The organism is Dysgonomonas sp. BGC7 (assembly GCF_001261735.1).
Classification (GTDB): domain Bacteria; phylum Bacteroidota; class Bacteroidia; order Bacteroidales; family Dysgonomonadaceae; genus Dysgonomonas.
In genome coordinates this window covers 34,814-47,095 of the sequence record NZ_CVRP01000009.1, presented here as the reverse complement: position 1 = coordinate 47,095, position 12,282 = coordinate 34,814, and the positions used below count along the sequence as shown (strand labels likewise).

Below are 12,282 nucleotides of genomic sequence, written 5' to 3'. Positions count from 1 at the left end.
AACTTTATGAAGACTAATAGGTTAAAAGGCAACTACTGGAATCGGTATAAACTTACAAAGCTTATCCCTACAATAACAAAAAATATAAAACACAAAACATATTAATTTAATTTTTTATCCTCTATGAAAAAAGTCATTTTTTGTTTAATACTTACTGTAATGACTGGATTATTTTCCTATCTTCAAGCACAAGTGACAATAGGATCTGGAATAGCGCCCGATCAAAATGCTTTGTTAGACTTAAAAGAAAATGGTTCTGGTTCATCTTCTAAAGGACTTTTACTTCCTCGCGTAGCACTTTCATCCATAATATCATCGAGCCCTTTATCTGCTCATATAAAAGGTATGACTGTTTATAACACAGCGACTACCTCTGTCGGCAATGGATACGATGTTAGTCCGGGATTTTATTACAACGATGGAGCTAGATGGATTTCTCTTCCTCTGGGTTATACCAAATGGTTTTATATGCCTTCAATATCCATTAACACTGCTACTACAGGAGCCGGAAGAACGCTGGATTTATATGCTTTATATAAAGCACAATTTTCAACACCTAAAATAAAGAGTACAGGTGCGCCCACATCTATACATTTTCTACCTCTTGCCACAGACCTCTACTACTACATAACGGATTATGATGCATCTGTATTCAGCAACCTGAGCATCAATGCCAACGGTTTATTGACATACGATGTAACAGCTACAGCCACAGAGTGTTCGTTTATCAACATTGTATTTGTTATTAGATAAGATCCCTAATATAATCATGCGATATGCGTAAACTTATTCTTATCACTAATATACTACTCCTTTTTATACTATCAGCAAAGGCTCAATTCATTGTCACCGAAAGCTTTAAAGGAGGAACTAGCCCTGGAATCATAACAGGAGGAAGTGCAACTCTGACATCAGGTTATGCAGACCCGATAAATGATGGTTGGTTAAGGCTGACTTCTGCAACAAAAAACCAATCAGGATATGCTTATGTGAATACACCCTTTCCTTCATCTCTGGGAGTAATTATGGAATTCGAATATAAATCATGGAGAGATACTGATGACGCTACTTACTATGGGGCCGACGGTTTTTGTGTTTTCCTATTCGATGCAGCTACAACCTCTTTTAAGATTGGAGGATATGGAGGCTCTCTTGGTTATGCACCAAATTCAGAGCAGGGAGTGACAACCGGGTTATCGGGAGGCTATATTGGAATAGGATTTGATGAATATGGTAATTTTGCTCGTAGTACAGAAGGCCGAATTGAAGGAACTAGCAGCCTAAAACCAAACTCAGTTACACTAAGAGGACCTACTACAGCAAGCGCATCGACAACAAACAAATACCTAAAACACAACCAACTACAACCCGACCCTAAGCTTAACGGAAATTCGATAGATTATAATACTGTTACATCCACTCGTCCAAAAGATGCAGATTTTTATCGTAAAATAAAAATAACAATTGTCCCTACAGGCACCGGTTTTTATAAAATAGACGTTTATTGGCAAACGACCAAATTTGGAGTATATGAATCAATAATATCTTACACGACATCTACTCCTCCACCACCAAATTTAAAATTAGGTTTCGCGGGGGCAACTGGAGGAGGATTCAATTATCATGAAATTAGGAATATATATATTACAACCACAGGAAATGCTCGCGTAAACAAAGAAGTTGACAAAGCAAATATAAATGTGGGCGATCAGCTTACCTATACAGTAGATGTAACTAACGAAAACGATGCGGTGCTAAACGGTATTCTTTTAGGCGATACATTGAAATCTACAAACGGAACAAATTTAGTCTTAGGAACTGATTTTAATATAACATCCATCACATTCAACAATCAAGGTAATAGCGGGACTACAGCAAGCGGATATACTTCGGGTGTAGCCAAAACAACTGGCTTCACAAACCCATGGAGTACGTCTCTGAATATGGCTAAAGGCAGTAAAGCAACCTTTACAGTAGTAGGAACAGTTCGCTCCCGGCCGGAAGGAAATTATATAAAAAACTCTGTTGGCATTAACACTATTCCATCAGGAATTACAGATCTCGATCCCACTAATAATTATGCGACAGTGTCGAATATGGTATTGTCTCCCAATGTAGATTTTGTAGTGAGTAAAACTCTGGACAGCTATTGCGCCGATCCTGTTAAAGGAAATACGTTTACCATTACAGTTTCCAATATAGGAGCTACCGCATCTGAGCAGAATAAACAAGTTACTGTAACAGATGTTATTCCATCAGGCTTAACAATAGATAGTATTAGAGGAGAAGGATGGACTATAAACTCAAACAACAACTCTTACACCATCACACGAAGCACTTCATTGAAGTCGGCCTATTCATATCCTCCTATAAAAATCAGCGTAAAAGCCCCTTCCACAAAGGGACTATCGTGGACAAATACAGCGAATGTTACTTATGCCGGCACCGAAAGTAATACAACTAACAACAGTAGTTCTACTACTTTATATACAACGCCAAATCTAGTTATTACTAACCCTCCTGAGGCATGTAGCCCGGGTACTGTAAATTTAACAGCCTCAGCTGTTACGGCCGGCAGTACCAGTAATCTGAAGTATGCTTATTATACGGATGCGGCGGCTACGACGGTTTTGAGTAACCCCGCAGCAGTAGCAACAAGCGGAACTTATTATATACGAGCAACCAATGTTGTAGGATGTACTTCTGCAATAATGCCGGTTACAGTAAAAATAAACTATTCACTCTCAGGAACGGTATTTAACGACCGAAACGGGATGGCAGACAATATTGTAAATGGGATTGGTACCAATGCAGGCAACACATTACGCATTGTTGTATACAACAATACTACATCAAAAGTAGAAAACGTGGTCAGTGTAGCCAGTGACGGAACATATAGTAGTTGTACCTCAACAATAGGCAATAGCTACACCCTTTATCTTACAACAGCAGCCCTTACAGCAGTAGGGCAAACAGCAGTACCTTTGCTAACACTAGCTACTTTAGCGCGTTACACAGGTGAACATATTGGGATGGGAGCAGGAAGTGACGGCGCTGTTGATGGAAAAGTTCCATTAGGTACTATAAGCAACAATATTTCTGATATAAACTTTGGAATAAGATTTATGAGATCATGCGTTATATCAAACAAAAATGTAACTAAAGAGCTATAAATAGGTAAATAAATTTAAAGAGTAGCTTCTTAATCAAGTAGACAAATCCTTAGTTAAAGATTAACTAAGGATTTGTTGTATAAAGAGGTTAACTTTATTTCAATATATTTTGATTTAACATACCCATTGGGTAACTTTGCAATAAGTTTTGGTGTCATAGATCCGATACGGAAATATGATGAAAAGGGAATCAGGTGAAAATCCTGAACAGACCCGCTGCTGTAAGCTCCACCAAGGTTTTTGAACAATCTCAACACCACTGTTTCTAAAAGAATGGGAAGGACGTTCAAAGATGGAGTAAGTCAGAAGACCTGCCAGAATAATTAGTTTTCAAAGCTTTCGGGAAATAAAGCAAAAGGACAAAAGACATTTCTTATAAACCAATAATTATTTTTGTGTTTTTAGAATTGTATTCTTTATCACACTCGTCTTAACAATCAGTTTCCTGTAAGCTTTTTTGATAATTTAATCATTCAGGCTTAAATGCAATTATTGACTCTAAAAGAGAAATTAACCTTCTCCTCTTCTCAAGAGGACTGCCCCTTATCAACCCTTCTTATAGAATCAGCACCACTATACAGAAATAATCATGTAAATAATCTTAAATACAAAAAGATCAACGACGTTGTGTTTTTGAATAAATCTAAATATTTATACTAATTATGAACTTTTTAAAATGTATTATTTTGTTCGTCCTTTGCCTGTTTATCACAACAAGCTGTTCTGATAGTGACAAAGACGAAGTTATCCCAACTCTGCCATCATCCATTAAAACAATAGATGATGTTAATTCTGCATTAAATTTCTATGCAGTAACATTGAACGGCACCTCTACCAAAGAAATCGTCATTGAAGCAAATGAAGAAATCACTTCCGATGGAGACATAATGATTCCTTCAAAACTATCTACTATGCAAAACCTGACTATTAATTTAAAATTCAAGAAAGGCATAGCCAATAAAAAAACAGTTACGATAAAAGATGATAATAAATCTTCTTATTCAGGTAAAGCAATAATATCATTGCCGGAAGAAAAAACAGAAGGAATACTTAATATATTCCTCTCTAAAGCCGACACAGAGCTGTCAGGAACATATTCTGAAGTAAAATCAGATGTCGGTACAAAAACATTAAAAATAAATAAAGGTGCAATCGTAGACTCACTCAACATTGTAAGCGGCAATATCACTTCGGCAGGCTTATTAAACAATGTAAAAGTTATTTCAGAAACACCTGTAACAATCAAAATTGAACAAGAAGGAGACTTTATTGGAAAATATGAAGATGAAGTAAATAAATCCACTCTTATTATGGGGCGAGAAGTAACAGATCAATCCTCTAAATGGATCAGTAAAATTATTGAATATCGTCCGGCTCCAGGACAGTTCATCAACGAATATTCCTTCAATTCTACAAATAGGGTCAGACAAGAATATGGATGGGGGCTCCAAAGTTCAGGTGAAAATATCGTTGGAGGTAAGTCTGCCAACACATTAGGCACAGGTATATCCTTAGGTGCGTGGGGCGGTTATGTAATCTACTCTTTCGATCATTCTATTGTGAACAAAGAAGGATATGACTTCGTAATATTCCAAAATTCGAGAAATGCAGAACCCGGAATAGTACAGGTATCTTATGATAAGAATGGTAACGGGCTTCCTGATGACGAATGGTATGAAATATATGGAAGCTGGCACAACGATAAGTCTACAATAAAAGATTATAAGATAAGCTATAAGAATCCTAATAATTATACCGATGCCATCAATATAGACTATGTAGGAAATGATAAGACTGGCATATATTATGCAGCACAAGGCACTAATCAGTGGGCTCCTGAATGTGGACACTCAGGACACTCTCATTGGCCGATTTGGATAAAGAATGAAACGATAGAGTTTACAGGAACACTTATCGACTGGACATTCGCGTCAGCCAACCTATCTAACTCATATGGATATGCAAAAGCAGGAGCAGGAGGAACAGATTTTTCTGTAGCCGCAGATGGAGATGTAGACACCGCATCGAGCAACAAGATGGATCTTGATTGGGCTAGAAGACTTGACGGAAGCAGCATAAACCTCAAAAGAGTCGACTTTGTACGTATATATACTGGCATTATAGATTATAGTACGCCTGCCACAGGAGAAAAATCGACAGAGGTTTTAGGCTCTATATCTTTAACTCCTAACTATGTTTTATCAAACAAATAAATATAATCAAATATGAAGATTTCAAGTTTATTAATCATTCCATGTATAGCTTTCGTATATGCATGTACAGACAATTCCTTAGAAGGAATTGATGAATCTAAAAAAACCGAGCCTGATGATATTGCAACAATATCATATACCGACAATCCTTCTCAGTCTTACTTTCTAGTCAAGGCTACCGATGAAACTCTAGATGGAGAAGTTGCAATAATAAATTGGAGCAATCAGGATACGGGGACAAAAGCAACAAGTATCAGCGATGGATTAAGCAATACCTTCGAGCTAAGCAGAGTTGCAAACAGCCGTTGGACATTCCCTGCAGCACAATTTGCTTTAGATCTAAACAAAACAGGAGCTAAAAGTGCCGATGAAGAAGGCTTCGACTGGTATCTTCCTTCCAAAAGCGAATTAATGCTGATTAACATCTATAACGGATGCCTTAATCTGTCAGAGTATGCATATTGGAGTAGTACCGAAAATGTTAATTTCAGCTATTACAGAGATCATGCGTGGCTAATAGTACCCAACACCAGTTTACCGGGACTTTCCACTATGAAGAAAAGTGATGGATTCCATTACGCTGATGCCAAAAAGAAAGGAGCATCTGTCCGTATCGTAAAGAAAAACAATGTGGAAGGAAAAAAATATCCATATGTAAAATCTAAAACAGAACCTATAATTGTCAGCCGAGACAAAGATGGCGGAGTAAAAGAAGAAGCTCTAAGAAAAGAGTTTCCTCTGACAACTACATCTAGCCTGGAAGACAGCAAAGTTTCCCGCAGCTTCGAGGTAGACATGAGTAACTCAGGCTGGGCTTCATTGACAGAAGCTAAGACTTTATGTGCATCGAAAGGAGCCAACTGGCGTGTGCCTACCCTAAAAGAAATGCAACTAATCTGGGCTATGGGTGGTAGTGGAAACCAAGATTGGAAAGTATATGTAGCCAATGAAGGCCTCAATCTCCGTGATGTGGAAGGATTCACTCCTCTTTCTGCTTACGGAGACTATATGATCAGTAATCCTAACTATCAGGATTGTGATCAGGCCGGACATGAACCTCATATCGTTGGGTGGCGTTTTGAGAGTGCCATGGGAACTATTATTGGAGGCAACGACAAGGATGGGAAAGAAACGGTACGCTGTGTAAGGGATGTAGAAGTGAATTAACTCCTTTCTAAAAGGAATATAAATAACAGGAGAGGATATATTGAATATAAAGTCAACATATCCTCTCTTATTTTTAGTATAAAAAGAGGTTGAAAAAGGACTAAGCCAAATTCTTTTTAGTTTCTGTTTTGCGAAATATATCAGTTTAATTTCGGGGGAAATAATAAATGATGCAGACCCCCAACAAAGCGATCAAAGCACCAATAACATCATATTTATCAGGAGAATAATCATCAAATTTCATCGCCCACAATATCGACATAACTATAAAAAAACCACCATAGGTAGCATACACCCGAGCAAAATTAGAAGTTTGCCAAGTAGCTACTACACCATAAAAAGCAAGTATTAGCCCACCAAGGACTCCATACCACCAAGGTTTATCTTCTTTCAGGCAAAGCCAAACCAGATACCCTCCCCCTATTTCGCACAAACCGGCTAGTATAAAAATAGGGATTGATTTTAATATCAACATGCGTTTCTATTCTAATTAAATTAAATCTACTTTAGTTTATGTTTTGGCTTTCTACATTTACCACAATAGCCTTTTATTACCAGGTTTACACTTTCAACCGCCATTCCTTCCGATAGGCTAAAAGCAGGGACAGCTATATTTTCCAGACAAAAAGCCTTTTTGCAGTAATTACAGTAGAAATGCGCATGCAGCTCATCGACACTACAAGTACAGCCTCTACTGCATACCGAATATTTGACTGAACCCGAGCCATCTTCAAAGCTGTGAATAAGCTGATGTTCATGAAATAGATGTATAGTTCTTGATATAGTCGATTTATCAACACTATCCAGAGCTATTTCCAGATCGGACAAGCTAAATGCAGCATCAAAACCGGACATTGTTTTCAGAATGAGGATACGTATTGCAGTAGCTTTAATATTCCGTTCGTTCAGAATTTTTAGATAGTATTCATTCATTTGCGACAACATATCTATGAATATCCGAAGTTATGAATAATTTTTTAATTGCTTACTTAATAAAATTTATTAGTTTTGAAACAGCGTATAATCCTTACTTAAGCGAATAATATTATAAAAAAGTTTTATAACAATTCTTATATTGAAAACTAACAGCTGTCTAGAATTTTTCTTTCTTTATATAAGAAGAAAAGTATATTACGAAATGACGAACAAAATATTAATTCAGCAATAATATAAATATAAAAAAGACTACCTTTGAATGTAATATAATGATATATTTTTTCACAAATTTAGTATAACATTACAATCTTATGCACAGCGAGATTCTGATATCTAAAGACTCTAAAACTCCGATATATAAACAACTGATGCAGTCGATATATTCTCTTATAGATAGCAATATCTATAAGCCTGGAGATAGTCTGCCTTCATTAAACGAACTCGCAAAAGAACTGGATATATCAAAAGAGACTGTAAAGAAAGCATATCTGCATCTGAAAGAAGAAGGAACTATTGAGCCAGTACAGGGTAAAGGATTCTTTTTTGCGAAGAAAGACCGGAAAACTAAGATTCTGATCTTATTCGACAAGATAAGCACCTATAAACAAGTGCTATTCAGCTCATTTGCTTCCAATATAGGCAATAGTGTTGAGATGACTATACGATTACATAATCAGGATATAGCTTTATTTGAACACTTTATAGATGAAAACCTAGACGATTTTGACTATTATATTATAGCACCTCACTTTCCTCTAACACCAAAGATACAGTCGCGTCTGTTACAGAGCTTAAAACGAATATCCAGTAATAAACTGATCATTTTGGACAGACATGTGGACAATCTGAGCGGAAATTTTGGCTGTGTATACCAAGATTTCGAAAATGATGTATACGATGGACTTAGTCAGGGGCTGGCCGAAATAAAAAAGTTTAATAAACTAAATATATTATCTACCAAAGGCAGCTTATATGCTCAGTATATAAAAAAAGGAATCGAACGATTTTGCAAAGAATACCAGATAGATTATAAAATTCACACCAAGCTGAGTTCCGACATTATAGCAAAGCAGGAAATATATCTAATTCTCAACGGCCAATTAGACACTGAACTTATAGATCTTGTAAAAATAGCCCAGGCAAAAAACTGTGAGATAGGAAAAGATATAGGCCTAATCTCATACAATGAGTCTCCAATCAATGAAATAATTTTAAATGGGCTGACAGTTTTATCTACCGATTTTGAGATGATGGGAGCTTTAAGCGCAAAAATGATTGTAGAAAAAGATTTTAAGAAAATAAAATGTGACTTTAATCTAATAAAAAGAAATACTTTTTGAAAAAACATTGTTCTTATTTTTCTCTAAGAATGTTTCAGTCTCTATTAAAGACCAGACTCCAAATCAAAGTCCCGACCGGTAGAATATAATATCAGACAGACAATTTCTTTGTCTCGTTCATTTGATATTTACAAACACCTTCCACACCCTTTATTTCTGCACTATATACCCGCTGTATAAAGCGTTTATATGGTATCTTCCATTCTTACTGCGTATTAATTAATTGTTAAGAACCTAATTTTTAGCGTCAATTATTTGGTACATAGAAATTATTTGAATAAGTTTACACCACACTACAGTACACCACACTTATGTGCTGTAATAAAAATGGATAAAAAGCGCGATATATAAGGATTACAACCAATTTTTTAATTATGAAAATTACTTATTCGTTAATTTACAACTAACTTTAAATGGAAAAGCATCTTACACTATCCAAAAAGACGAAGCAGTTTTCGTGTAAATTTCGAGCTGTTTTGATTCTCATGTTTGTCTTGACAGGCAGCATAAATCTAATTGCCCAAAATCTGAACTTAACTGGAAATGTAAAATTTACTTCAGGAGAAACCGTCATCGGAGCCACCGTCCTACTAAAAGGAACACACAACGGTACAACCACAGACGTTGAAGGAAATTACATATTAAGGAATGTACCTGCTAACGGAACTCTTGAAATTTCTTATGTAGGAATAGAAAAACAAGAAATAAAAATAGAGGGAAGAAGCCGTATTGATATTACTCTGAAAGAAGAATCTATTGTTCTCGACGAATTTGTTGCAGTAGGATATGGAACTATGAAAAAAAGCGATCTTACCGGATCTGTATCTTCCATCTCCGGTGACAAAATGAGAGAAATACCAAGCTCAACAATAAGTCAGGCTCTGCAAGGACGCACAGCCGGAGTCGTTGTACAGCAAAATACAGGAACACCCGGAGGAACTGTTCAAATTCGCATCAGAGGAAACAACTCTATAATGGGAGATAACGAACCTCTATGGGTGGTTGATGGTTTTCCTCTATCAAATGCTAACATGCTCAACCTGGCAGATATTGAAACCATAGACGTCTTAAAAGATGCGTCTGCGACAGCAATCTTTGGAGCACGTGGAGCCAATGGCGTTGTCATTGTAACAACAAAGAAGGGTAAAGCCGGAAGAACAAAGGTCACTTATGAAGGTCGTTTGAGTATTCAAAAAATCATTAAAAAGTTTGATATGCTGAATGCAAGCGAATATATGCAACTGATGAATATTCAACAAGAAAATGACTTTGGTACAAAATATTTTTCCGAAACAGATATAACAAATGCAGGAACAGGAACAGACTGGCAAGATCTGGTATACAGAAGTGCCCCACTGCACGAACACTCTGTAAATATCAGTGGAGGTAATGACAAAACTAAATTTTCGATAGGAGCGAGCTTCTTCGATCAACTAGGAATCTTACGCAATACCGACTACGACAGAATAACACTTCGTACAGGTATAGACCACGAAATAAATAAAATATTCAGCGTATCGGTAAACACTATATTAAGTAGAGCTACTACCAAAACAAAAACTACAGTAGGAGGGCAACGCGGAAATAGCATATTACATTCAGCCATAGCAGCACCACCAACAGTAGGCCCATACAACGATGATGGCTCATATCACAGACTAGATGAAGATTATCCGTTTAGTGCAACCGGGTTTGTAAATCCCGTAGCATATCTGAATGAGAAAAACAGACAGTGGTTTAGAAACAGAGTTATGACCAATCTGAGCCTTACCATCAAACCAATACAGGATATATCTATAGTAACTGCGGCCAATATACAAAACAGTGAATACAGATGGGACAGATATGATACCAGAAAATACCCGGAATCGACAGGCTCTGCTGGTATTGAAGTAAGCAATACTCTCGAGCTAAGTACGAATAATACTATATCTTACAACAAGACGATAGGCTTACATAGTATATCTGCTATGGCAGGAACCACTTACGAACAAATGACCTATAAGCCATTCAGCACAACAGGCGACGGATACATACATGACATACTTGAATCTTACGATATAGGTGCCGCTACAACACCGGGAGTACCATCTTCTGACTATAGTAAATGGCAAATATTATCATTTTTGGGACGCTTCAATTATTCCTATGACAGCAAATATTTAGCAACTTTCAGCATAAGAAGAGATGGCTCTTCCAGATATTCGGAAGGCCAGAAGTGGGGAACATTTCCTTCAGCAGCACTTGCATGGAGAGTTTCGAATGAGAACTTTATGAAAAATCTCAAATTCGTTTCCAATTTGAAACTCAGAGCCGGATATGGAGTAACAGGGAATACTTCAATCTCCCCGTACCAAACTATAAACTATCTGGCTTCGGGAACAGCGGTGCTCAACAAACAACTATATCCCGGTTTTGACCCGAAAGACAATTATCCCGGCAGCCTGAAATGGGAATCGACCGCACAAACGAATGTCGGAATAGACTTAGGCCTATTCGATCACAGAATACAAGTCACAGCCGACTATTATGTAAAGAATACTAAAGACCTATTGAACAATGTTCAGCTTCCTCCGTCTGCGGGTTATGGCAGCACGGTCAAAAATATAGGAAAAATAAAAAATCAAGGATTTGAGTTTCAAATCGATGCATTTGCCATAAATTCTAAAGATTTTAAATGGAACATATCGGGCAACATATCATTCAACAAAAACAAAGTAAAAGAACTTTCAGGACATCAGGACATTCCCGGCACATGGTACTCATTATCGTGGATGGGAGATTATATAAATCTGATAAGAGAAGGCCAACCTTTCGGTATATTTTATGGGTATAAAGAAAATGGATACGATGAAAACGGAAATATATTGTATGTGAATAAAGCCGGCGAAAATGTATTAAAAGCCGGATTAAAAGAAGAGGATAAGACATATATAGGAGATCCAAATCCGGATTTCACTTACAGTTTCAATTCTACCTTAGACTATAAAGATTTTTCTTTCAGTTTCTTCCTTCAAGGAGTGCAAGGAAACGATATCTACAATCTAAGCATGGGAACAACAAACTATGACTACGGATGGGGACTAAACACATTTAAGGAAGTACTTTACAACCATTGGACACCAGAAACACCCAATGCCAAGTATCCTAAAATATCAAATAAGAATACATATGTAGTCTCAGACAGATTTGTATATAATGGATCTTATATCCGACTTAAAAACATCGAGCTAGCTTACTCTATACCAACAAAGAAACTCGGTGCTGCATGGATTAGCAAAGCACAGGTATATGTAAGTGCACAGAACTTGTTCACAATAACAGACTACCCTTGGTACGATCCGGATGTAAATAGTAGAGGAGGCTCTACCTCTGTAAATCAGGGAATAGACCACTATTCATACCCTAGTGCCAAATCATACACTTTCGGTGTCCGGTTAGAATTTTAAAAAA

Annotated in this window: 8 protein-coding genes and 1 riboswitch; of the genes, 6 read left to right on the top strand and 2 right to left on the bottom strand. The window is 36.9% G+C overall.

The genetic code is table 11. From position 1 onward, the window contains the following. The first annotated feature begins 159 nt into the window (after nucleotides 1-159). The 4 genes from BGC7_RS08835 (at nucleotide 160) to BGC7_RS08820 (ending at nucleotide 6,553) form a co-directional block, all read left to right on the top strand. A complete protein-coding gene (locus tag BGC7_RS08835) occupies nucleotides 160-753 on the top strand; it encodes a hypothetical protein (RefSeq protein ID WP_050701223.1) in 594 nt (197 codons plus the stop codon). Between the two features lie 23 nt (nucleotides 754-776). Next, nucleotides 777-3,173, top strand: coding sequence for a DUF11 domain-containing protein (locus BGC7_RS08830; protein ID WP_050701222.1), 2,397 nt, complete (start codon nucleotides 777-779; stop codon nucleotides 3,171-3,173). 132 nt (nucleotides 3,174-3,305) lie between these two features. Next, nucleotides 3,306-3,507, top strand: a riboswitch (cobalamin riboswitch). A gap of 328 nt (nucleotides 3,508-3,835) precedes the next feature. Beyond that, entirely contained in the window at nucleotides 3,836-5,386 is a 1,551-nt protein-coding gene (locus BGC7_RS08825; RefSeq protein WP_050701221.1) for a hypothetical protein, read from the top strand. Nucleotides 5,387-5,398: 12 nt separating this feature from the next. Beyond that, entirely contained in the window at nucleotides 5,399-6,553 is a 1,155-nt protein-coding gene (locus tag BGC7_RS08820; protein ID WP_050701220.1) for a hypothetical protein, read from the top strand. A 145-nt stretch (nucleotides 6,554-6,698) separates the two neighbouring features. On the opposite strand, the gene BGC7_RS08815 is transcribed toward BGC7_RS08820, so the two are convergent. Continuing rightward, nucleotides 6,699-7,028, bottom strand: a complete 330-nt coding sequence (locus BGC7_RS08815) for a YnfA family protein (protein ID WP_050701219.1) — start codon at nucleotides 7,026-7,028, stop codon at nucleotides 6,699-6,701. Between the two features lie 26 nt (nucleotides 7,029-7,054). Next, nucleotides 7,055-7,486, bottom strand: coding sequence for a Fur family transcriptional regulator (locus BGC7_RS08810; RefSeq protein WP_050701425.1), 432 nt, complete (start codon nucleotides 7,484-7,486; stop codon nucleotides 7,055-7,057). 314 nt (nucleotides 7,487-7,800) lie between these two features. Here BGC7_RS08810 and BGC7_RS08805 point away from each other — a divergent pair, with 314 nt between their 5' ends. Together BGC7_RS08805 and BGC7_RS08800 are read left to right on the top strand one after the other, a co-directional pair. Beyond that, nucleotides 7,801-8,829: a GntR family transcriptional regulator gene (locus BGC7_RS08805; protein ID WP_050701218.1), complete on the top strand. Its 1,029-nt coding sequence runs from the start codon at nucleotides 7,801-7,803 to the stop codon at nucleotides 8,827-8,829. A gap of 413 nt (nucleotides 8,830-9,242) precedes the next feature. Next, nucleotides 9,243-12,278, top strand: a complete 3,036-nt coding sequence (locus tag BGC7_RS08800) for a SusC/RagA family TonB-linked outer membrane protein (RefSeq protein WP_050701217.1) — start codon at nucleotides 9,243-9,245, stop codon at nucleotides 12,276-12,278. The last annotated feature ends 4 nt before the right edge of the window (nucleotides 12,279-12,282 follow it).

What these genes read in the sequence shown, in the direction of transcription:
- BGC7_RS08835 (WP_050701223.1), top strand. Translation starts at nt 160, where the DNA reads ATGACTGGATTATTTTCCTATCTTCAAGCACAAGTGACAATAGGATCT.
- BGC7_RS08830 (WP_050701222.1), top strand. Translation starts at nt 777, where the DNA reads ATGCGTAAACTTATTCTTATCACTAATATACTACTCCTTTTTATACTA.
- BGC7_RS08825 (WP_050701221.1), top strand. Translation starts at nt 3,836, where the DNA reads ATGAACTTTTTAAAATGTATTATTTTGTTCGTCCTTTGCCTGTTTATC.
- BGC7_RS08820 (WP_050701220.1), top strand. Translation starts at nt 5,399, where the DNA reads ATGAAGATTTCAAGTTTATTAATCATTCCATGTATAGCTTTCGTATAT.
- BGC7_RS08815 (WP_050701219.1), bottom strand. Translation starts at nt 7,028, where the DNA reads ATGTTGATATTAAAATCAATCCCTATTTTTATACTAGCCGGTTTGTGC.
- BGC7_RS08810 (WP_050701425.1), bottom strand. Translation starts at nt 7,486, where the DNA reads ATGAATGAATACTATCTAAAAATTCTGAACGAACGGAATATTAAAGCT.
- BGC7_RS08805 (WP_050701218.1), top strand. Translation starts at nt 7,801, where the DNA reads ATGCACAGCGAGATTCTGATATCTAAAGACTCTAAAACTCCGATATAT.
- BGC7_RS08800 (WP_050701217.1), top strand. Translation starts at nt 9,243, where the DNA reads ATGGAAAAGCATCTTACACTATCCAAAAAGACGAAGCAGTTTTCGTGT.